Genomic DNA, 21423 nt, shown 5'->3' with positions numbered 1-21423 from the left:
GCATCGATCCCCGAGCAGCGAAGGGCAGATTCCGTGAGCGCGAAGAAGGTCAAACCGGTCAAGTACACGCCGGAGCCGACGTCGAGCAAGTCCACCTTCATCCTCGGCGGCATCGCGGTCCTGGTCATCGCGGTGCTGGTCATCGGGGGGGTGTTGTGGCAGTCGAACCGGGGCAAGGCGCGCAACGAGGGCTACGGGACGGTGCAGAACACCGCGGTGCAGGTGGAGCTGCAGGACGACGGTGTCATCGTGCTCGGTCTTCCCGACGCCGCGACCACGATCGACCTGTTCGAGGATCCGCTGTGTCCGTACTGCGCCGAGCTCGAGCACAAGCACGGCCAGGAACTCGCGCAGGCGGTCGACGCCGGCGACGTCGCCGTGCGGTACCACATGCTCGCGTTCCTCGATCAGCTCTCCGCGAGCGGCGACTACTCGACCCGCGCGGTCGCGGCCGGCCAGTGCGTCGCGCAGACCGGTGATGCGACGGCGTTCTCCGCGTTCCACGCCGCGTTGCTCTCGCCGGAGAACCAGCCCGCCGAGCGGAGCGACAGCGACCTCACCAACGCCGAGCTGGCACAGATGGCGCGGGACGCCGGGGCGTCCGACGAGGCGGCGCAGTGCGTCGCCGACGGCGCGCGCGTCGAGCAGGCCGCCGTCGACGCGGAGGCGGGACGGCAGGCGCTCGCGGCGGCGGGCGCGTCCGGCACCCCCGCGGTGGTGCACAACGGCACGGTGATCGACGCCCTCGGCAACGACAACTGGGTGGCCGAACTCGGCTGAGGCGGCGGCGACGGTGGTCGGCCGTTCGACCACCGTCGCCCGCACCGTCGCCACTGACCAGGCGATTTGTTGTCGTCGACGGCGATGGTGTAATTTTCTTCTCGCACCGGGGAGTGAATCCCGGGTGACGATCCGAGTACGGGGCTATGGCGCAGCTGGTAGCGCACCACACTGGCAGTGTGGGGGTCAGGGGTTCGAGTCCCCTTAGCTCCACCATCACCGCGAGAGGCGAGAGTGAATGCTCTCGCCTCTCGTCGTGAGAGGCCACCGCGGGTGGCACGGTTGTTCTGCACGGGGCTATGGCGCAGCTGGTAGCGCACCACACTGGCAGTGTGGGGGTCAGGGGTTCGAGTCCCCTTAGCTCCACTCCCTCCGGCACTCTCCGGATCCTTCTCCCACCGCGGCGGCCCCCTTCTCCGGGCAATGCCGACATTTTTCACCCTCGGAACCTGCTCCACGCTCTCGTCCGGCGGCGCACACTGTGAAGGATCGCTTCGAAAACGGGAGAGGTGAGCTGTCGTGTCCGAAGGTTCGAGCGTTACCCCGGGTTCTCCAACCGGTGCGGGTGCCACGGCCGGTGCAGGTTCGACGGCCGGCACAGGTTCGACGGCTGGTGCAGGTGCCACCGCCGGTGCAGGTTCCACGGCAGCGGCGGGTGCGTCCGCGCGCCACGGTGGTGGTGCCCACGAGGCCGGCGGCCCCGCCGCGGTCCGCCACGACAGTGGACCTGCAACGGGGTCCGGCCTGAAGCAGGGCTTCGCCGCGGGCACGTCGATCGCGGCCGGCATCCTGCTCGCGACGGTCGGCGTCCTGCAGGTTCTGCAGGGCATCGCCGCGATCGCCAAGGACGACATCATCGTGGTCGGCCAGGAGTACACCTTCTCCTGGAGCGTCTCGGCGTGGGGCTGGGTGCATCTGATCCTGGGCATCCTCGTGGCCGTGATCGGTCTCGCTCTCGTCACGGGAGCCACGTGGGCGCGCGTCGCCGCGATCGTCATCGCGGCGCTGTCGATCATCGCGAACTTCCTGTGGTTGCCCTACTACCCGGGATGGTCGCTCGCGATCATCGCGATCGACGTGGTGGTGATCTGGGCGGTGTCCACCTGGGACGCCGATCGCACCTGGGACGCCGGTCGCACCGAGCCGGGCTACCGCCCCTGATCAACCCTCGTACAGCCGGCGCACCACCTCGGCACAGCGCGCGAGCACCCGCTCCCGCAGCGGGTGTCCGTGCGCGTCGACCTCCGTGGGCGGCAGCGGTGCGGGCAGCACGGTGAACCGGCGGATGCGTTCCCAGCGGCCGAGCTCCGCATTGAGCCGGGCGACGGCGGCCGCGGCCTCGGCCGGGGGGATCGCCCGGCCCGAGGTGGGGACCACCAGTCCTACGCAGTAGGGGCGGTGCTCGCCCACCACGACGAGGTCCGCGCCGGGCAACAGTGCCCGGAACCGGCGTGCGACGGCGACCGGCGCGACGTACTTGCCGGTGGAGGTCTTGAACACCTCCTTCTTGCGGGCGCGCAGGGTGACGAAACCGTCGTCGTCGACGACGGCGCGATCGCCGGTGTGGAACCACCCGTCGCGGTCGAGGACTGCGGCGGTGCGCTCGGCGTCGTCGTGGTATCCGGACATGACGGCGGGGCTGCGGACGAGCAGTTCCCCGTCGGCGGCGATGCGCACCTGCGTGCCGGGCAGCGGCCGGCCCATGGAACCGAGGCGCCGGCTGTCCGGGCGGTTGACGCAGCACGGACCCGCGGTCTCGGTGAGGCCGTATCCCTCGAGTGCCGGCACGCCGGCCCCTTCGAACCACTCGGCCAGCGGACGGTCGAGCCGCGCCGAGCCGGAGATCACGAACCGCAACCGGCCCAGATCCGCGGCACCGGACTCCACGCCGGCGCGGATCTTGCCCAGCACGTGGGGAACGGACCCGAGGAATGTCGGCCGGACCTCGCCGAGGTGCTGCACGACCCGATCGGCACGGCCGTCGACGATCGTCGGCACGCCCAGGTGCACGCCCACGAACAGCAGCGCACGTCCGAAGACGTGGGAGAGCGGCAGCCACAGCAGTTGCAGGTCCGAGGGCGTGAGCATGCCCAGGCTGGCCATGGCCCGGGCCTCGTAGGTGACGGCGGCGTGCGGCAGGCACGCGCCCTTGGCGGTGCCGTCGGAGGCGGAGGTGTAGATCAGGGTGGCCAGGTGGTCGGGCGTCACGCCCGCGATGCGGGCCGCGACCGCTCCGGGATCGGCGGCCAGGAGCCGTCGGCCCTCGGCCTCGAGTTCGCCGAGCCGGTCCAGGTGCAGCACCGGCGCGGTGGGCAGCGGCCGGTCGGTGAAGGTCAGCACGCTGCCCGAGTGCCGGAGCAGTGCCACCACCTCTGTCGGCGGGGTGGCGGGATAGACCGGCACGGTGACCGCCCCGGCGCACACGATCGCGAGGTCGGCGAGGATCCACTCGTAGCTGGTGGCGGCGCAGACGGCGACGTGCGCGCCCGGGCGAATTCCACGGCCGATCAACCCGGCGGCGAGGGCGGTGACCCGGCCGGCCACCTCGGTCCACGACACGCTCGTCCAGTCGTCGCCGCTGGGGTGCCGGAATGCCTCCGCGTGGGGCGTGCGGGCCACCCGGTCGAGCAGCAGCCGCGGCACGGTGCGGGCGGGTTCACCCATCGCTGCTCGTCAATCCGCCGGGCCGCAGGGAGCGGCCGATCGCGCGGGCCGCGGCGCGGACCAGTTGGGACAGTGCGGTGACCTGCGCGGTGTCCGCGGCGGCGACGATCGACAGCGCCGCGATGGCGACGCCGGGCCGCTCGAAGATCGGTGCGGCCACGGAGACCGCCTCCATCGTCACCTGCCGGTCGCTCACCGCGATCTCGGAGCGGCGTACCTCGGCCAGGACCCGGCGCAGCTCGGCGGGGGAGGTGAGGGTGCGTTCGGTGAACCGCTCCAGCGGCCGGGCCAGCACCTCCTCCTGAACGGAGCGCGGTGCGAACGCGAGCAGCACGAGTCCCAGGCCGGACGCATGGATGGGAAAGGGGCTGCCGACCCGGGTGAGGGTCTTCACCGCCCGCTGACCGCGCAGGCGTTCGACGAACACCACCTCGGTCCCCTCGCGCACACCGAGCTGCACGTTCTCCTGGGTGATCTGCGACAGGTCCTCCATCACGGGCAGCGCCAGCTCACGCAGCAGCATGCCGCGCGGCGCGAGCGCCGCGACCTGCCACAGCCGGAGGCCGATGCTGAATCGGCCGGACGAGTCGCGTTCCAGCGCGCCCCACTCGGTGAGATCCCCGGCGAGCCGGTGCACCGTGGTGAGCGGCAGGCCGGTGCGCCGGGAAATCTCGCTCAGGGTCAGGTTGGGTTGCTCGCGCGTGAACGCCTCCAGGAGGGTGAGCGCGCGTACCGTGACGGAACCGGTGGCCGGGCGGGCGGCGCCGGTGGGGGTCACGGTGTGCTCACCCCTTCCTCGGGAACTGCTCCGGTCAGGCCGGTTCGACTCTGAGCGGAATGCTAGCCCAGCCCTTGAGCGTGTTGTTCGGTTGCGGCACCGGAGCCCCGGCCGGTTCGATCCGCCGGATCCGCTGTGCCAGCGCGGTGAGCAGCACCTCGGCCTCGAGCCGCGCGATCGGCTGACCGACGCACTGGTGGATGCCCATGCCGAACGCGACGTGTCCGCCGGCGGAGCGGTGGATGTCGACGACGTGCGCATCGGGTCCCCATCGCCGTTCGTCGCGGTTGGCGGCGCCGAGGAACAGCAGGACCTTGCGGCCCTCGCCGATGGGGACGCCGGCCACCTCGGTGTCGGTGGAGGTGGTGCGGAAGAAGGTCTGCACGGGCGATTCCCAGCGCAGCGCCTCGTCGAATGCGAACTTCGCGAGCGCCGGCCGGGCGTGCAGCGCCTGCCACTGCCCGGGGAACCGCGTCATGGCGTAGACGGTGTTGGCGATGCCGTGAACGGTGGTGTCCACGCCGGCGGTGAGCAGGGATCGAACGAGCATAGGCGCCTGTTCGGCGGTGATGTCACCACGGTCGGCGGCCGCCCAGATCTGCGCGCCGAACCCGCCCGGCGCGAGATTCTCCCGCTGGCACGACTCCGCGACCCACTCCTGCGTCGGCCCGGACGCGGCGAGTGCCTTCTCCACGCGGTCGTTGCGGGGTCCGAAGGCGTTGAACGCCATGGCGCCGTACGGCAACAGATGCTCGCGGCCGTCCTCCCGGATCCCCACCGCGTCCGGGAACACCCGCAGGGGGAACACCTCGGCGAGATCGGTGACGGCGTCGAACTCACCACGGGCCACGAGCGCGTCGGCCAGGGCGTCGGCCTCGGCCTCGAACCCGGCGCGTAGCGCGCGCACGGTGCGCGGCGAGACGACGACCCCCATGGCCGCCCGCACCACCGTGTGGTCCGGCGGGTCGGCCTCGAGCAGCAGGCTCGGGGTACGCCACGGCGTCTCGTGGGCGAAGTCGGCGAGGCCGACCCCTCGTCCGGAGACGAAGGTGCGCCAGTCGGTGAGGCAGGCGTGGACCTCCTCGAACCTGCCCGTCGCGTACACGTCGTATCGGGGCAGGTACACCACCGGTCCGGCGGCGCGCAGCCGGGCGTGGAACTCGTACGGGTCGGCGAGGACGGCGTCGTCGAACGGGTCGTCGTCGAGGGTGGGCGGGTGCATTGCGACGGTCACGGCGGTCACCTCGGGATTCGGGCAGTCAGAGTTCGAGAACCAGGCGGGGGCAGGCGGCGCGGGACACGCAGATCAGCATGGTGTCGTGCGCGGCCTGTTCTTCGGGGGTCAGCAGGGAGTCGCGGTGGTCCACCGTGCCGGCGAGCACGGTGGTCTCGCAGGTGCCGCAGGTACCTTCGCGGCAGGACGAGAGCACCTGCACACCCGCGGCGGCGACGGCGTCCAGGACGCTCTCGTCGGGCGCGACGGTGACGGTGGTACCGCTCAGGGCCAGCTCCACCTCGAAGCCGTCCGAGCGCACCGGTGCGGACTGTTCCTTCGCGGCGAACCGTTCGATCCGCAGCGACCCGGCGGGCCGGTCGGCGCAGGCGGTGGTGACGGCGTCGAGCAGCCCGGCGGGGCCGCAGCAGTAGACGAGGGTGCCGGGACGCGGGTCCCCGAGCAGCGACGGCAGATCGAGCGGGCCCCGTTCGTCCTGCGGCACGAGGGTGACCCGGCCCGGGTAGCGGGTGACGAGGTCGTCGGCGAACGCCATCGAGGCGCGGCGGCGGCCGCCGTAGACGAGGGACCAGTCGGCGCCGGCCGCCTCGGCCGCGGCGATCATCGGCACTATCGGGGTGATCCCGATCCCGCCGGCGAGGAAGAGGTAGCGCGGCGCCGGGGCGAGGTCGAAGTTGTTGCGGGGTCCGTGAACGCGGACGCGGTCACCGACGGCGAGTTTGTCGTGCACGTACTGCGAGCCGCCGCGGCCGTCGGCCTCGCGCAGGACGGCGATGCGCCACGTCCCGGTGTCGGCCGGGTCGCCGCACAGCGAGTACTGACGGACGAGGTCCTCGTCGAGCACGAGATCGATGTGCGCGCCGGGACTCCACGGCGGCAGGGGCCCGCCGTCCGGGTGCCGCAGGCGCAACGCGACGACGCCGTCCGCGGGTTCCGTCCGCTCGACGATTTCGAGGTCGGTGCCGAATTCGTTTGCCGGGGAGTTGTTTTCCGGAAATGTCATGGTCGGGTCCTTACGCGTGAGCGACTTCGCGGGTCGGTTCGGGCGGCCGGGGGAGGGCGTCGGCGTGGCCGACGGGATGAGCGAGCAGCCAGTCCCACAGCGTGACGGGATCCTCGGCGACGTGCCGGGCACCGCAATGGCACGTTCCCTCGAGGCGGTCGGAGCCGGGCAGCCACACGACGCGCATCACGTTGGGCCCGCGCAGCATCCGGTTCGGTTGCGAGGACATCGGTTACCTCGTCTCGGCGAGGGTGCCGCCCGCCGTCATCGCCTGCAGGATCCGCCGCGCGGCCAGAGCGCCGGCGTCGATGTTGATGCTCAGTTCCTGGTACCCCTCTGGTTCGGTGGCGAGCACCTGTTCGAGCCGGTCGAGCGCGACGACGTCCTGCAGCACGACGGTGCGGTTGTTCTCGCGCAGGAACTCGGTGACCTTCTCGTCCTCGAGCGCAAAATCCCTTGCCACCGACCAGAAATCGTGAGTGGAGTGTTCGGTCTCCGGGGTGATCGCGTAGACCACCTCGACGTGGAACGCGTCGCTGTCGGGTCCGGTCTCGGGCGGCAGCACGCCGACGGGCGCGATCCGGCTGTGCAGCAGGTACAGGCACGGCGGGTGGTACTCGATGTCCTGCCATCGGGTGATGCGGCCCTCGAGGCCGGTCGATTCGGCGTAGAAGGGCGGGCATTCCGCGTCGGCGATGTGCCGGGAGACGTAGACGATCCCGGCCTCGTCGTCGACCTCGGTGGTGATGGGGGTCTCGGCCACCTCGGGGGTGCCGATGTAGCCGCCGTGCAGGTACGTCTCGTGGGAGAGGTCCATCAGGTTGTCGACGAGCAGGCTGTAGCGCGCCCGCAGCGGCTCCATGCCCGAGGCCACGGCGTAGCCGGGCGCGTCGAGCCACGGCGCCCGGGGGATGCGGGTCGGATCGGGCTCGGCCGGACGGTCCGGGTCGGCGATCCAGATCCACACGAACGAGTCCTGCTCGACCACCGGGTACGACTTCAGTCGCGCGGTGCGGGGCACCCGCTTCTGGCCCGGCACGGCCACGCAGCCGCCGTCGGGCCCGTAGGTGAAGCCGTGGTAGCCGCATACGACCGTGTCGCCCGCGAGGCGGCTCGGCGCCTGCGAGAGCGGGAAGCGGCGGTGCACGCACCGGTCCGACATTGCGGTGACCTCACCGGATTCGGTGCGCCAGAACAGGATCGGCTCGTCGCAGATGGTCCGGGCGAACAGTTCCCGGTCGATCTCGCGGCCGTAGGCGGCCACATACCACTGGTTCCGGGCGATCTTCGTCATGGTTGTCTCGTCTCCACGGGGATGGTTCCGGTCCGAGCGACCGGCGGATGCCTCCACCGTGACGGGCGGCACGTGACGGGCGCCACCCGACTTCCGGATGGCGGAAAGTCGGGCGGTGCCCTTCCGGTATCCGGAAGGAGGGTGGATTCGTTGTGATCCGATCCATCACGCTCCTCGCAGGTGACTCGCCTCACATCCTTCGAACAGGGGCCCGATACATGGCAATCGATCTACGTGAACGCATCGACACCAGCCCGATGACGCGCTTCCAATGGGGCGCGGTGGCGATCTGCGTGCTGCTCAACGTCCTCGACGGCTTCGACGTGCTCGTCATGGCCTTCACCGCCCAGTCGGTGTCCCAGGAGTGGGGCCTGTCCGGTTCGGCGCTCGGCCTGCTGCTCAGCGCAGGCCTGTTCGGCATGGCCGCGGGCTCGCTGTTCCTCGCGCCGTGGGCCGACACGATCGGCCGCCGCGGCATGATCCTGCTCTGCCTGGGGATCGCGTCGATCGGCATGCTTGCCTCCGCGGTCAGCCAGAGCGCCCTGCAGCTGGGGCTGCTGCGCGCCCTCACCGGCGTCGGCATCGGGGGAATCCTCGCCAGCAGCAACGTCATCGCCAGCGAGTACGCCTCCAACCGGTGGCGCGCGCTGGCGGTGAGCCTGAACTCCACCGGCTACGCCGTCGGCGCCACCGTCGGCGGCATCATCGCCGTCGTGCTGCAGAACTCCTACGGATGGCGATCCGTCTTCCTGTTCGGCGGCGTCTGCACCGCGGTGATCATCCCGGTCGTGTACCTCCGCCTGCCCGAATCCCTCGACTTCCTGCTCGCCCGGCGGCCCGCCCACGCCCTCGCCCGCATCAACGCGTTCGCGGTCCGCGCCGGGCACCAGCCGCTCGCCGCGCTGCCCGCGCCGCGACAGGCCGACGATTCCGGGCCGCGGTCCGGCGTCAGGGTCGGCAGCCTCCTCGCACCGCGGCAGCGTCGCTCGACGCTGCTCGTCTGGGCCGCGTTCTTCCTGACCATGTTCGCCTTCTACTTCGTGACGAGCTGGACGCCGAAGCTGCTCGTCGAAGCGGGCCTGTCGGCCGACCAGGGCATCACCGGGGGCGTGCTGCTGAACCTCGGCGGCATCTTCGGCGCAACGCTGCTCGGCGCGCTGTCCGCGCGATTCGCGCTGAAGCGGGTCCTGGCGTCGTACATGGTGATCGCCGGCGCTCTGCTCGTGGTCTTCGTCCCCGCCACCGTCGCGGTGGTCGTCGCGTTCGCCCTCGGCGCCCTCATCGGCGTGTTCGTCAACGGGTGCATCGCGGGCCTGTACGCGATCACGCCCTCGGTGTATGCGCCGTCGGTGCGGGCGACCGGCGTCGGCTGGGGCATCGGCGTCGGCCGGCTCGGGGCCATCGCCTCGCCGATCGTCGCCGGTGCGCTGCTCGACCTGCACTGGTCGCCCACCCAGCTCTACCTGCTCGTCGCCGGCGCCCTCGTGCTCGCCGCCGTCGCCGTGGGACGGCTGCGGTTCGAGGCGCACACCGCCGACGCCCGGTCCGCCGACACACCCGCCTCGGTGGCCACACACTGATCGGCGGGGCCGGTCGCCGGGCCGCGCGCGCTATCGTGACCGGAGTGAACACCCCGATCCCGGCCCCCGACACGCTGATCACGAATCTGCGGGACGTACTGGTCGGGCCGCTCACCGAGATCGGCCAGCGCTTCTCGGCGCTGCTCACCGACCTGGTCCCGCACACCGCCCTGGTGATCTTCACGCGGGAATGCACCGGCCGGCCCCGCAAGGTGGCCGGCGACCCGGCGATCGTCGACCGCGTGACCATCGCCGAACTCGACCGCGTCCGAAGCGAACTCGCGACCGGGCAGATCCGTCGCGGCCCGGCCCGGATCGCGGGCCGGGACCGCGACGTGTGGGCGATCCTCGACGCCACCGACACGCTGCTCGTGCTCGTCCCGGGCGGTGCCCGCACCGGCTCGATTCCCCTCGAGCTGGTCCGGGCCCTGTTCGCCGTGGTGGCCACCGGCATCCAGCTGCAGGTCCGCAACGCCAGCCCGGCGTACCTCGCCGAATCCCGCGCCGCCTCCTCCGAACGCGCACGGACCGTTGCCGAGCTCACCGAGGCCCATGCGATGACGCTCGAGTCGATCCTCGCGACGCTGCGGTCGAGGGACCTCGACGACACCCGGGCCCGCATCACCGCACGCGAAACCGCCACCAATGCCCTCATCGGGCTGCGCTCGGCCGTCGACCGGCACCGCGAACTCGCCGAGGAGGCGGTGACCACCGCCTTCGCTAGGCTGCACGGTGAACTGCGCGGTCTGCTCCGGCACCGCGAGGTGGTCCTCGAGATGGTCGCCCCGCCGGTGGACGGGCGGGCGCTGCCGGGCGAGGTCGCGCATGCGGCCCGGGCCCTCGCCCGCGGCGCGGTCCTCGCGATGTCCGCGCAGGCGAACCTCGGCCGCGTCCGGGTCGCCTGGAACTGCGACGGAACCGACCTGCTGATCGACATCCGGGACGACGGTGACGGCGAGGCCGACGCCGCCGACCTCGCGCGGCAGCTACGGGACCGGGCCGAAACCCTCGGCGGCACCGTGGAGGCCGAGTCCACGCCCGGCTGGGGCTGCCGGGTCGCGGCCCGGCTACCGCTCGACATGCCCGCACCCGTGGCCGGCAGCCCCGCACTCGAGGCGCTGGCGGTCCTCGCGCCACGCGAGGTGGAGGTGCTCGAGCACCTCGTCGCGGGCCGGCGGAACCGGGTGATCGCCGAGCGGCTCGGTGTCAGCGAGTCGACGGTCAAGTTCCACGTGGCCTCGGTGCTCCGCAAGCTCGGGGTGAGCACCCGCGGCGAGGCGGCCGCGCTCGGCGCCGAGGCGGGGATCAAGGCCGCGGGCTGACGTCCGTCCCGCGCGTCCACTCGGCCGCCCGCGCCACGATCTCGGCGGCGACGTCGGCGGGCTCGGCGTCGATGCCGACGACGATCGCCGCCTCGTCGGGTTCGAGCGGCTCGAACGTGTCGAACTGCGAGTCCAGCAGGTCGGCCGGCATGTAGTGGCCGCGCCGCGTGCGGAGCCGTTCCCGGATCTGCTCGCGCGTGCCCGCCAGGTGCACGAAGACCACGTTCTCGCCGGCGAGGTCGTCCCGGTAGCGGCGGCGCAGCGCCGAGCACGTCACCACCCCCGGCCTGCCCCGGCCGGTGTGGTCCCGGATCCACGCGCCGACTGCCGCGAGCCACGGCGCCCGGTCCGCGTCGCTGAGCGGCCGGCCGGCGGCCATCTTCTCCACGTTGGCACGCGGATGCAGGTCGTCGCCCTCGAGCAGGTCCCATCCGGTGGCCTCGGCGACGAGTGCCGCGACGGTCGATTTGCCGGAGCCGGACACCCCCATGACGACGAGAATCGGCGGGCCGGGGTGGCCGGGTGAGTCCATTCGTGCCTCCCTGGTCGGCGCCTGCGCCGCGTCGCGGCGCAGGCGGGTCGCGTCAGCGCCCCAGCATGCCCCACCGGGCCGACCGATCCACGGCGGCGCGGCGCGAGCGGCGCTCGGACTCCGACATGCCACCCCAGATGCCGTACGGCTCACCGACTTCCAGTGCGTGGGTGCGGCAGCGCTCGAGAACCGGACACCGGGCGCAGACGAGCTTGGCACGGTACTCGCGCAGTTCGCGTGCGCGGCCACGTTCCCCCTCGGGATGGAAGAAGGCCGACGACTCGTGGCCCCGGCACGCCGCGTGCAGCTGCCAGTCCCAGCTTTCGCTGCGGGGGTGGGGGAGGGTCACCGTGTTGGCGATCGACATTGCACTCCTCGGGCCTGCGAGGGGTCGCCTCGCCTGGACGCTGCGCCCTGTGAGGGCGGTCATACCGAAGCTTAGTCGGACTTCCGTACTCGATCAACGAAACTTCGGCATTTCGGGGTCGAAAGTGGGGGACTGGTCTTTCGGTCAGGTCGATCCACTCCTTCGATCAGGTACCGGGGTGCCGCGCCGCCGATAGCGTGTGCGCATACCGCGATACGTCGCCGACGTCGCGCGAGCACCGCACGAGAAGAAGGAGACACCGTCATGCCACAGCAGGTCCGGGGCGTCGTCGCCCGCGCGAAGGGCGCTCCCGTCGAGGTCGTGCCGATCGTCATCCCCGACCCGGGGCCGGGAGAGGTCGTCGTTGCGATCGCCGCGTGCGGCGTGTGCCACACCGACCTGCACTACCGGGAGGGCGGCATCAACGACGAGTTCCCGTTCCTGCTCGGGCACGAGGCCGCCGGTGTCGTCGAGTCCGTCGGTGCGGGCGTCGACTCGGTCGCCGTCGGGGACTTCGTCGTCCTCAACTGGCGGGCCGTGTGCGGGCAGTGCCGCGCCTGCAAGCGCGGCCGCCCGCAGTACTGCTTCGACACCCACAACGCCACGCAGAAGATGACCCTCGAGGACGGCACCGAGCTGACCCCGGCCCTGGGCATCGGCGCGTTCGCCGACAAGACCCTCGTGCACGCAGGGCAGTGCACCAAGGTCGACCCCAGCGCCGACCCGGCCGTCGTCGGCCTGCTCGGCTGCGGGGTGATGGCCGGCCTCGGTGCCGCGGTGAACACCGGCGGGGTGACCCGCGGCGACTCCGTCGCGGTGATCGGCTGCGGCGGCGTGGGCGACGCCGCGATCATGGGCGCCCGCCTCGCCGGCGCCAACAAGATCATCGCGGTCGACCGGGACCCGAGGAAGCTCGAGTGGGCCACCGACCTCGGGGCTACCCACACCATCAACGGGGCCGAGGTCGATGCGGTCGAGGCGATCCAGGAGCTGACCGGCGGCTTCGGCGCCGACGTGGTCATCGACGCGGTCGGCCGCCCGGAGACGTGGAAGCAGGCGTTCTACGCCCGCGACCTGGCCGGCACCGTCGTCCTCGTCGGGGTGCCCACCCCGGAGATGACCCTCGAGATGCCGCTGATCGACTTCTTCTCCCGCGGCGGGTCCCTCAAGTCGTCCTGGTACGGCGACTGCCTGCCCGAGCGGGACTTCCCCATGCTCGTCGACCTCTACCAGCAGGGCCGGCTGCCGCTCGAGAAGTTCGTCACCGAGCGCATCGCCCTCGACCAGGTGGAGAAGGCGTTCGAGACCATGCACCGCGGCGAGGTGCTGCGCTCGGTGGTGGTCCTGTGACTCTGCGTATCGATCGGGTCGTCACCCACGGCACCTTCGCCCTCGACGGCGGCGAGTGGGAGGTCGACAACAACATCTGGCTCGTCGGCGACGACGACGAGGTGGTCGTGATCGATGCCGCGCACACCGCGCAGCCGATCATCGACGCCGTCGGTGGCCGGAAGGTGGTGGCGATCGTGTGCACGCACGGGCACAACGACCACGTCACCGTCGCCCCCGAGCTGGCCGACAAGCTCGACGCCCCGATCCTGCTCAACCCCGCCGACGACGTGCTGTGGGAGATGACCCACCCCGGTGTCGCGCACCGGCCGCTCGCGGACGGGGATCGGATCACGGTGGCGGGCACCGACATCCAGGTCATCCACACCCCCGGGCACTCGCCCGGCTCGACGTGCCTGTACCTGCCGGAGGCGGGCGAGCTGTTCACCGGCGACACCCTGTTCTCCGGCGGTCCCGGTGCGACGGGACGCTCGTACTCGGACTTCCCGACCATCATCGGCTCGATCCGCGACAAGCTGTTCGCCCTGCCCGCCGAGACGAAGGTGCACACCGGTCACGGCGACGGCACGACGATCGGCACCGAGTCCCCGCATCTCGAGGAATGGATCCGCCGGGGCAACTGACGAGGCCCGTGGTGCGTCCCGTCCCGGACCGGCCGGCGGGACGCACCGCTAGGCTCGCCTCATGGCGAACAAGCGGATCCCCGTGGTGATCGTCGCAGGATTCCTGGGCTCCGGGAAGACCACCCTGCTCAATCACCTGCTGCGCAACAACCGCGGCGCGCGAATCGGCGTGATCGTCAACGACTTCGGCTCGGTCAACATCGACTCGATGATGGTCGCCGGGCAGGTCGACTCCATGGTCTCGCTGAGCAACGGCTGCCTGTGCTGCGCCGTCGACGTCGCCGACATGGACGCGATGCTCGACCGGCTCGCGCACCGTACCTCCGGCATCGACGTCATCGTCGTCGAAGCCAGCGGACTCGCCGAGCCGCGCAACATGATCCGGCTCGTCGTCGGCTCGGGCAACGAATACGTGGGTTACGGCGGTCTCGTCCTCGTCGTCGATGCCGCCGAGTTCGGCACCGTCCGGGACCGGCATCCCGAACTCGATCAGCACGTCGCGCTCGCGGACCTCGTGCTGCTCAACAAGACCGACCGCATCGACGGCGACGCCCACGACGAGTTGCTCGAACTGCTGTGCCGCCTCAACGACCGCGCCGCGATCGTGTCCACCGTGCACGGGCGCATCGACCCGGCGTTGCTGTTCGACATCCCCGAACGCCCCGAGCCGCAACCCGGCGAACAACTCAGCCTCGACCGGTTGCTGTACGAGGAACACGACGAGGACGGCGACCACACGCACCTGCACGACGGCTACGAAGCCGTCGACTTCGAGTCCCCCGTCCCGCTGCACCCGCGTGCCCTCGTCGACTTCCTCGAGGACCAGCCGGCCGGGGTGTTCCGCATCAAGGGGTACGTCCACGTCGTCGCCGGGGGACGCACGCGCACCTACCTGCTGCACACCGTCGGCGACCACATCCGCTTCGACCCCGTCCGGCGCACGGGCGACGTCCCTGCCACCACCCGGCTCGTCGTGATCGGCGCCGATCTGGACCCCGAGGCGGTACGCGCCCGGCTCGCCGAATGTGTCCCGACCGAACCGGTGCCGGCAGACGCGATGCTGGCCGTGCACCGGTTCACCCCGCGCTGAGCGGGTCCGGAAGCCGGGACCTACCTACCGTGCGGCGGTCGCCGACGTGTGATTCGGGCGACGCCGGCGCCCCCCGGCCTGGCCGGCGCGTTCCTGCCGGGCCGCCGGCTGCTCCTGCCGCGACGCGCCCTGCTGCCGGGCGGCCCCGCCGCCGTGCTGCCGGGCGGCCCCGCCGCCGTGCTGCCGGGCGGCCCCGCCGCCGTGCTGCCGGGCGCCGCGCTGAGCGGCGGCCCCGCTGCCGCTGCGCCGGGCCGGCCGTCGCGATCCACCGCCGGACGGGGCCGGTGCGGCCTGCTTGACCGACGGGCTCACGTGCGGGGCGATCTCGCCGACCAGGTCCAGCACGTGCTCCGACTTCGCCGTCACCCGCACCGGAGTGACCTTGATCGCGGCCTTGCGCATGATGACGGCCAGATCCTTGCGCTGCTCGGGCAGCACCACGGTCACGACGTCGCCGGTGCTCCCGGCGCGGGCCGTACGGCCCGAACGGTGCAGGTACGCCTTGTGCTCGGCCGGCGGGTCGACGTGCACAACCAGTTCCACGTCGTCGACGTGGACGCCGCGGGCCGCGACGTCGGTGGCCACGAGCACACGCGCCTCACCGGAGGAGAACGCCGCGAGGTTGCGGTCGCGCGCGTTCTGCGACAGGTTGCCGTGCAGATCGACCGCCGGGATGCCGGACTCGGTGAGCTGACGGGCGAGCTTGCGGGCCTGATGCTTGGTGCGCATGAACAGGATTCGCCGGCCCGTACCGGACGCCAGGGTCCGCACGAGGTCCTTCTTCGTGTCGGCGTTGTCGACGTCGAACACGTGATGGGTCATCGCCGCCACCGGGGAGTGCGCCTCGTCGACCGAGTGCAGCACCTCGTTGCGCAGGAACCGCTTGACGAGCTTGTCGACGCCGTTGTCCAGCGTGGCCGAGAACAGCAGGCGCTGACCGTCCTTGGGGGTCGCGTTCATGATGCGCGTCACGCCGGGCAGGAAGCCGAGATCGGCCATGTGGTCCGCCTCGTCGAGCACGGTGATCTCCACCGCGTCGAGCGTGACGAACTTCTGCCGCATCAGGTCCTCGAGGCGGCCCGGGCAGGCGATCACGATGTCCACGCCGCGGCGCAGCGCGTCGACCTGCCGGTTCTGCGACACTCCGCCGAAGATGGTGGTCACCCGCAGCCCGGCGACCCGCGCGAGGGGCTCGACGACCGCGGCGATCTGCGTGGCCAGCTCGCGGGTGGGAGCCAGCACCAGCCCACGCGGGCGGCCGGCCTCGCGGGTGGCGCGGCCGGCCAGGCGCGCGGCGAGCGGAATGGAGAACGCCAGCGTCTTGCCACTGCCCGTGCGGCCCCGGCCGAGCACGTCACGGCCGGCCAGCGTGTCGGGCAGCGTGTCGACCTGGATCGGGAACGGGCTCGTGATGCCGCTGTCGCCCAGGGAGGCCACCAGGGTCCGGGGGACGCCGAGGTCGGAGAAGGAAACGGTCATAGGTACAGAACTGCCTTTCGATGCAGCGTGCACGCACCCCGAGACGATCTCGGAGGGCGCAGTGGATCGCCGCAAGGAAAGCCGATGCCGGTATTGCATGCGGAACCGGGCACGATCCCGGCCCGCCGGTATCCCACGACGGTGAGCATCGTCGTGATGCCCGAACTACCGCAGCCTACCCCACGCCGGGATGCTCGTCGGCGCACGCGTCGAGGCCGACCCACTCGGACAGACCGTCCTCGAATCGCTGCCGCTTCCAGATGGGGACCTCGCGTTTGATGCGTTCGACCAGTTCGGCGCACACAGCGAAGGCTTCGGCCCGGTGCGGTGCCGCCACCGCCGCCACCAGCGCGAGATCGCCGATGGTGAGATCGCCCACTCTGTGGACCGCGGCGACCGGCAGTCCCGACTCCGCCGCCACCTGTTCGCAACAGCGACGCAGGAATCGCTCCGCCTCGGGGTGCGCCCGGTACTCGAGCGCGCTCACCGCGCGCCCGCCGTCGTGGTTGCGCACCACCCCGCTGAACAGCACCACCGCCCCGTGCTGGGGGCCGGCGACCGCGGCGTCCACCGACGCCGGGTCGAGCGGCTCGGCCGAGATCCGTGCCAGCAGCTCATTCATGCGCGCCTCCTCCGGCGACCTGGGCCAGCAGGTGGCCGAGAATCGGCTCGAGCACCGCCAGCCCGTCCTTCACGCCACCCGGTGAGCCGGGCAGATTGACCACCACCGTGCGGCCCACCAGCCCGGCCACGCCGCGTGACAGCGAGGCGTGCGGGGTGGCCTGCAGGCCGCGCAGGCGGATGGCCTCGGCGACCCCCGGCAGCTCGCGGTCCAGCAGCGCCAGCGTCGCCTCCGGGGTCGCGTCCGTGGGGGAGGCGCCGGTCCCGCCGGTGGAGATCACCAGGGCCGGGTCGCCGGCGAGCGCGTCCTCGAGGCCCCACGCGATGTCCGCGTCGGCATACACCAGAGGACCCCGCACCGTGAAGCCGCGCGCCTCGAGAAAGTCCGCGATCAGCGGGCCCGTCCTGTCCTCCCGCGTACCGGCAGCCACACCCGTGGACGCGACGAGCACCGTCGCCGGCACGCCGGCCTGCTCCAGGATGTCGTCCTCGTCCGGCGTGACGGTCTCGTCCTCCGCCGGTGCGGCGGTCTCCGCCTCGTCGCGCTGCCAGTGCCCGCGTTTGCCGCCCTCCTTCGAGACCAACCGCACTCCGTTCAGCACCGCGGCGGGGTCGACGGCCTTGACCATGTCGTGCAACGTCAGCCCGGCCACCGCGACGGCGGTGAGGGCCTCCATCTCGACGCCTGTGGGGCCCTTCGTCTTTGCCGTCGCCTCGATCGTGATCGCGGTGTCGGTGAACCCGAAGGTGACCTTCACCGACGACAGCGCCAACTGGTGGCACAGCGGAATCAGCTCCCACGTGCGCTTGGCCGCCGCGATCCCGGCGATCCGCGCGGTGGCGAGCACGTCCGCCTTGGGCATGTCGTCGGCCCGCACCAGCGACACCACCTCCGCGGTGGTGACGAGTTCGCCGGCGGCGACCGCGACGCGGGCGGTGTCGGCCTTGCCGGACACGTCGACCATGCGGGCGCGGCCCCGGTCGTCGAGGTGACTCAGGGCCCCGCCGTCGGGCGGGGTGAGGTCGTGCGGTTCGGTCATAGCGGTAGTACCTTCACGAGTTCTCCGGGTTCGAGGTCCGAGGTGTCGGCGGGGATGTCGAGCAGTACGTCCGCGGTGGCCATCGCGGCGATCAGGTGGGACCCGGCGCCGGGGATCGCCACCACGGCGCCGCCGTCGCGGCGAGCGCGCAGGAACTGGCGCTTGCCCGGCACGGAGCTGAGACCTGTTGACAGAGGACGGGTCTCGGGCTCGACGGCGGGCAGCCCCGCGGCGGCCCGCAGTACCGGCCGGGCGAACACCTCGAACGAGACCAGCGCGCTGACCGGATTGCCGGGGAAGGTCAGCACCGGCACGGAATCCACCAGTGCCGTGCCCTGCGGACCGCCCGGCTGCATCGCCACCGACACGAATTCGGCCCCTCGCGGGCCGAGCACGTCCTTGACGACCTCGAAGTCGCCCTTCGACACCCCGCCCGAGGTGAACACCACCTCGGCGACGGAGGCGGCGCGAGCGAGTTTCGCCGCGAACACCTCCGCATCGTCGCCACTGCGATCCACCGAGACCACCAGCGCCCCGTTGGCGGCCGCGCTGGCGGCCAGGGCCGGCCCGTTCGAGTCGTGGATCTTGCCCGGGGCGAGAACGCTTCCTCCGGGCACCAGTTCGCTGCCGGTCGAGATCACCGCCACGCGCGGCCGAGTCCGGACGGACACGTGGGTCAGGCCGACGGCGGCGAGCGCCGCGACGTGCCGGGCCGCGACGACGGTGCCCGCGGGCAGCAGCGTGCGACCGCGGTGGATGTCGCTGCCGCGCTCGCGCACGTATGCTCCCGGTTCGGGCAGCCTGCACACCGTGACCCGGAGTCCCCGCCCCTCGGCCGCGGTGTCCTCGACCGGCACGGTGTCCTCGACCGGCACGGTGTCCTCGACCGGCACGGTGTCCTCGACCGGCACGGTGTCCTCGACCGGCACGGTGTCCTCGACGGGAACGACGGCGTCGGCACCGGTGGGCAGTGGCGCGCCGGTCATGATCTTGGTGGCGGTCCCGGGCACGTGCGCGACGACCCCGTCGCCGGCCGCGAGGACGGCACGCACGGGCAGGGTCGCGGGCGCCGCGGTGAGCGAGGCCGTGTCGACCGCGTAGCCGTCCATCTGCGAATTGCGGAAGGTGGGGAGGTCGATCGGAGCGACGACGTCCTCGGCCAGCACCCGGCCGAGCGCTTCGAGCAGCGGCACCGGTTCGGTACCGCGGATCAGCAACGGGGAGAGCAACGTCGCCACGTGTCGCGCATGCTCCTCCACCGACCGCCTGCCGCCCGCCATGGGCCAATCCTAGGCACATCGCTCGCGGCGCCGTGCGTCCTCGTCCGGGTCGTGGTTTCTGCTCCTCCCGCACGACGGGGCCCGCGACGGCATACTGAGGGTCATGAGGACGGAGGCCCGATGACCGCGGTGCACGTGGGGATCCCGGCGGTGCGCCCTGCCGCTGTCGACGACGTCTCCGACCGGCCCGACACTCCCGAACTGCTGGACCGGTTCGGGCGTGTCGCGCGCGACCTGCGGGTGTCGATCACCGAGAAGTGCTCGCTGCGCTGCACGTACTGCATGCCCGAGGAGGGGCTGCCGGCGATCCCGCGCGAGCGGCTGCTCAGCGCCGACGAGATCGTGCGGCTCGTGGCCGTCGCGGTGCACCGGCTCGGGGTCCGGGAGGTGCGCTTCACCGGCGGGGAGCCGCTCATGCGGCGGGACCTCGAGCAGATCGTCGCCGGGTGTGCGCGCGCCGTCCCCGGCATCCCGCTGGCGGTGACGACCAACGCGGTGGGACTCGCCCATCGTGCCCGGGCGCTGGCGGAGGCGGGCCTGACCCGGGTCAACATCTCCCTGGACTCGGTCGACCGCGCGCGGTTCGCCCGGCTGACCCGGCGCGATCGGCTGGATTCGGTGCTCGACGGGATCCGCGCGGCCAAGGCGGCCGGGTTCGCGCCGGTGAAGGTCAACGCGGTGCTCATGCCGCAGACCCTCGACGGGGCCGCGGACCTGCTGGCCTGGTGCCTCGACGAGGGCGTGCAGCTGCGGTTCATCGAGCAGATGCCGCTCGACGCCGACCACGAGTGGGCCCGGGCGAACATGGTGCCCGCGCAGCGGCTGCTCGACGTGCTCTCCGACCGCTTCGCCCTCACCGAGGTCGGCCGCGAGGACCCGGCCGCGCCGGCCGAACGCTGGGCGGTCGACGGCGGGCCCGCGACGGTCGGCATCATCGCGTCGGTGACCCGGTCGTTCTGCTCGGACTGCGACCGCACCCGCCTGACGTCGGAGGGCACCGTGCGCTCGTGCCTGTTCAGCGACCGGGAGACCGACCTGCGGGCGGCGCTGCGCGGCGGCGCGAACGACGACGATCTCGCCGCGCTGTGGCGTGGTGCAATGTGGAACAAGTGGGCCGGACACGGCATCGACGCGGCGGACTTCACCCCGCCGCAGCGCAGCATGGGAGCTATCGGTGGGTGAGACCGTGACGGGCATCGAGGTGCGGTATTTCGCGGCGGCGGCGGACGCGGCCGGAGTGGAGAAGGAGACGGTGGCGCTGGCGCCGTCGGTGGATCTGGGCACCCTCAAGACCGCCCTGATCGACCGTCACGGCGCCGAGATGGCGCGGGTGTTGTCGGTGGCCGCGTTCCTCATCGACTCCGAACTCACCCGCGACCTCGGACGCGCCGCCGGACCTACGGTCGACGTCCTCCCGCCGTTCGCCGGCGGCTGACGGGATCAGGCCCGGCCGCCGGGCTGAGCGGATCAGGCCCGGCCCGCCGGGCGGGGCGGATCGGCCCGGCCGCCGGGCGGGGTGGCTGTCAGCGCCACCAGGTGTCGAACGGCGACACCGGCACCGTCCGCTTGTGCCGGGTGTTCAGGAACGTCCGCTCGAGCTTCTCGGCCAGCTCCGGGGTGACGTCCTTGCCCTCGAGGTAGTCGTCGATCTCCGCGTAGGTCATACCCAGGGCCACCTCGTCCGGAAGGGCCGGCCGGTCCTCCTCGAGATCCGCGGTCGGCACCTTCTGCCAGGTGCTGTCGGGAGCCCCGAGTTCGCGCAGCAGCGCTGCGCCCTGCCGCTTCGTCAGGCCGGCGAGCGGGGTCAGGTCCACCCCGCCGTCGCCGTGCTTGGTGAAGAACCCGGTCACCGCCTCGGCGGCGTGGTCCGTCCCGACCACCAGGTAGCCGAGCTCGCCGGCGATCGCGTACTGCAGGATCATCCGCTCGCGGGCCTTGATGTTGCCCCGCACGAAGTCGCTCAGCTGCGATCCGTTGCCGTAGATCTCGTGCATGGCCTGCCCGACCTCGGCGGCCGAGGCGTCGGCACCGGGCTTGACGTTGATCCGCAACGAGCGGTCGGGACCGATGAACTCCAGCGCGACCTGCGCGTCGTGCTCGTCGGCCTGCTCGCCGTAGGGCAGCCGCACCGCGACGAACTCGGCCTCGCGGCCCTCGGCCCGCAGTTCCTCCGCCGCGAGCTGGGCGAGCCGGCCGGCGAGGGTGCTGTCCTGACCGCCGCTGATGCCGAGAACGAACCCCTTGGCGGGGGTCGACACGACGTAGTCCTTCAGGAACTGCACGCGGGACCGGACCTCCGCCCGGGGGTCGATCGTCGGCCGGACGCCGAGTTCCTCGATGATCTGCTCGCGAAGGTTCGCCATATTCCGAACCCTAGCGGGACGCC

22 protein-coding genes and 2 tRNA genes are annotated in these 21423 nt (G+C 72.0%); 11 read left to right on the top strand and 13 right to left on the bottom strand.

Annotation, left to right across the window (positions count from 1 at the left end; translation table 11 throughout):
* Nucleotides 1–33: 33 nt before the first annotated feature.
* The 4 genes from HFP48_RS17295 to HFP48_RS17280 all read left to right on the top strand — a co-directional run bounded on the left by HFP48_RS17295 (nt 34) and on the right by HFP48_RS17280 (nt 1941).
* The gene (locus tag HFP48_RS17295) at nt 34–780 is read left to right on the top strand and encodes a DsbA family protein (protein WP_006940599.1); all 747 of its coding nucleotides are present in this window, start codon (nt 34–36) and stop codon (nt 778–780) included.
* Between the two features lie 140 nt (nt 781–920).
* Nucleotides 921–996 (top strand) — tRNA-Ala (locus HFP48_RS17290).
* A gap of 77 nt (nt 997–1073) precedes the next feature.
* Nucleotides 1074–1146 (top strand) — tRNA-Ala (locus HFP48_RS17285).
* A 378-nt stretch (nt 1147–1524) separates the two neighbouring features.
* Nucleotides 1525–1941: a hypothetical protein gene (locus HFP48_RS17280; protein ID WP_029544516.1), complete on the top strand. Its 417-nt coding sequence runs from the start codon at nt 1525–1527 to the stop codon at nt 1939–1941.
* Here HFP48_RS17280 and HFP48_RS17275 read toward each other — a convergent pair whose 3' ends face one another.
* From HFP48_RS17275 to HFP48_RS17250, 6 genes are read right to left on the bottom strand one after another with little or no spacing between them, the layout of a single operon-like run.
* On the bottom strand, nt 1942–3444 hold the full coding sequence (locus tag HFP48_RS17275) for an AMP-binding protein (RefSeq protein ID WP_168579794.1): 1503 nt from the start codon (nt 3442–3444) through the stop codon (nt 1942–1944).
* Complete coding sequence (locus HFP48_RS17270) at nt 3437–4222, bottom strand: IclR family transcriptional regulator (RefSeq protein WP_168579793.1); 786 nt, start codon at nt 4220–4222, stop codon at nt 3437–3439. The genes HFP48_RS17275 and HFP48_RS17270 overlap by 8 nt, the downstream gene beginning before the upstream one ends.
* Before the next feature lie 34 nt (nt 4223–4256).
* Nucleotides 4257–5456, bottom strand: a complete 1200-nt coding sequence (locus tag HFP48_RS17265; protein ID WP_246872429.1) for a cytochrome P450 — start codon at nt 5454–5456, stop codon at nt 4257–4259.
* A gap of 25 nt (nt 5457–5481) precedes the next feature.
* Nucleotides 5482–6459, bottom strand: coding sequence for a PDR/VanB family oxidoreductase (locus HFP48_RS17260; protein WP_102799085.1), 978 nt, complete (start codon nt 6457–6459; stop codon nt 5482–5484).
* Nucleotides 6460–6469: 10 nt separating this feature from the next.
* Nucleotides 6470–6667 carry a hypothetical protein gene (locus tag HFP48_RS17255; protein WP_037201779.1) on the bottom strand — a complete coding sequence of 66 codons (198 nt, stop codon included), beginning with the start codon at nt 6665–6667 and terminating at the stop codon, nt 6470–6472.
* 24 nt (nt 6668–6691) lie between these two features.
* Nucleotides 6692–7753 (bottom strand): aromatic ring-hydroxylating dioxygenase subunit alpha, encoded by a 1062-nt coding sequence (locus HFP48_RS17250; RefSeq protein WP_168579792.1) that lies wholly within the window; start codon nt 7751–7753, stop codon nt 6692–6694.
* Nucleotides 7754–7971: 218 nt separating this feature from the next.
* Here HFP48_RS17250 and HFP48_RS17245 point away from each other — a divergent pair, with 218 nt between their 5' ends.
* Together HFP48_RS17245 and HFP48_RS17240 are read left to right on the top strand one after the other, a co-directional pair.
* On the top strand, nt 7972–9333 hold the full coding sequence (locus HFP48_RS17245; RefSeq protein WP_065922423.1) for an MFS transporter: 1362 nt from the start codon (nt 7972–7974) through the stop codon (nt 9331–9333).
* Nucleotides 9334–9377: 44 nt separating this feature from the next.
* Nucleotides 9378–10655, top strand: a complete 1278-nt coding sequence (locus HFP48_RS17240; protein WP_006940585.1) for a LuxR C-terminal-related transcriptional regulator — start codon at nt 9378–9380, stop codon at nt 10653–10655.
* Here the strand turns inward: HFP48_RS17240 and HFP48_RS17235 are convergent.
* Both HFP48_RS17235 and HFP48_RS17230 read right to left on the bottom strand, forming a co-directional pair.
* Complete coding sequence (locus HFP48_RS17235) at nt 10639–11187, bottom strand: gluconokinase (RefSeq protein WP_006940581.1); 549 nt, start codon at nt 11185–11187, stop codon at nt 10639–10641. The two genes, HFP48_RS17240 and HFP48_RS17235, sit on opposite strands and share 17 nt — an antisense overlap.
* Before the next feature lie 52 nt (nt 11188–11239).
* Nucleotides 11240–11554, bottom strand: coding sequence for a WhiB family transcriptional regulator (locus HFP48_RS17230; RefSeq protein ID WP_065922424.1), 315 nt, complete (start codon nt 11552–11554; stop codon nt 11240–11242).
* 264 nt (nt 11555–11818) lie between these two features.
* On the opposite strand from HFP48_RS17230, the gene HFP48_RS17225 reads away from it, so the two are divergent.
* From HFP48_RS17225 to HFP48_RS17215, 3 genes are all read left to right on the top strand, one after another.
* Nucleotides 11819–12904 (top strand): S-(hydroxymethyl)mycothiol dehydrogenase, encoded by a 1086-nt coding sequence (locus HFP48_RS17225; RefSeq protein WP_006940578.1) that lies wholly within the window; start codon nt 11819–11821, stop codon nt 12902–12904.
* Complete coding sequence (locus HFP48_RS17220; RefSeq protein WP_029544506.1) at nt 12901–13527, top strand: MBL fold metallo-hydrolase; 627 nt, start codon at nt 12901–12903, stop codon at nt 13525–13527. The genes HFP48_RS17225 and HFP48_RS17220 overlap by 4 nt, the downstream gene beginning before the upstream one ends.
* Nucleotides 13528–13588: 61 nt before the next feature.
* Nucleotides 13589–14617 (top strand): GTP-binding protein, encoded by a 1029-nt coding sequence (locus tag HFP48_RS17215; RefSeq protein WP_044476173.1) that lies wholly within the window; start codon nt 13589–13591, stop codon nt 14615–14617.
* 24 nt (nt 14618–14641) lie between these two features.
* On the opposite strand, the gene HFP48_RS17210 is transcribed toward HFP48_RS17215, so the two are convergent.
* The 4 genes from HFP48_RS17210 to glp all read right to left on the bottom strand — a co-directional run bounded on the left by HFP48_RS17210 (nt 14642) and on the right by glp (nt 19037).
* On the bottom strand, nt 14642–16096 hold the full coding sequence (locus tag HFP48_RS17210; protein ID WP_168579791.1) for a DEAD/DEAH box helicase: 1455 nt from the start codon (nt 16094–16096) through the stop codon (nt 14642–14644).
* A gap of 175 nt (nt 16097–16271) precedes the next feature.
* Complete coding sequence (locus tag HFP48_RS17205) at nt 16272–16718, bottom strand: molybdenum cofactor biosynthesis protein MoaE (RefSeq protein WP_043798868.1); 447 nt, start codon at nt 16716–16718, stop codon at nt 16272–16274.
* Nucleotides 16711–17757 (bottom strand): bifunctional molybdenum cofactor biosynthesis protein MoaC/MoaB, encoded by a 1047-nt coding sequence (gene moaCB, locus HFP48_RS17200; RefSeq protein WP_006940573.1) that lies wholly within the window; start codon nt 17755–17757, stop codon nt 16711–16713. Before moaCB ends, HFP48_RS17205 begins: the two co-directional genes overlap by 8 nt.
* A complete protein-coding gene (gene glp, locus HFP48_RS17195; RefSeq protein ID WP_168579790.1) occupies nt 17754–19037 on the bottom strand; it encodes a gephyrin-like molybdotransferase Glp in 1284 nt (427 codons plus the stop codon). The genes moaCB and glp overlap by 4 nt, the downstream gene beginning before the upstream one ends.
* Nucleotides 19038–19157: 120 nt before the next feature.
* Between glp and moaA the strand changes: the two genes are divergently transcribed.
* The gene (moaA, locus tag HFP48_RS17190; protein ID WP_168579789.1) at nt 19158–20219 is read left to right on the top strand and encodes a GTP 3',8-cyclase MoaA; all 1062 of its coding nucleotides are present in this window, start codon (nt 19158–19160) and stop codon (nt 20217–20219) included.
* On the top strand, nt 20212–20472 hold the full coding sequence (locus HFP48_RS17185; RefSeq protein ID WP_006940570.1) for a hypothetical protein: 261 nt from the start codon (nt 20212–20214) through the stop codon (nt 20470–20472). The genes moaA and HFP48_RS17185 overlap by 8 nt, the downstream gene beginning before the upstream one ends.
* Nucleotides 20473–20560: 88 nt before the next feature.
* On the opposite strand, the gene nadE is transcribed toward HFP48_RS17185, so the two are convergent.
* Complete coding sequence (gene nadE / locus HFP48_RS17180) at nt 20561–21400, bottom strand: ammonia-dependent NAD(+) synthetase (protein WP_006940569.1); 840 nt, start codon at nt 21398–21400, stop codon at nt 20561–20563.
* Between the last annotated feature and the right edge of the window lie 23 nt (nt 21401–21423).

The sequence above is a fragment of the Rhodococcus sp. DMU1 genome (assembly GCF_012272955.1).
In the GTDB taxonomy this organism is placed as follows: Bacteria; Actinomycetota; Actinomycetes; order Mycobacteriales; family Mycobacteriaceae; genus Rhodococcus; species Rhodococcus aetherivorans.
Note: the sequence above shows the minus strand (reverse complement) of the source record. Positions and strands in the feature narration are given on the sequence as shown.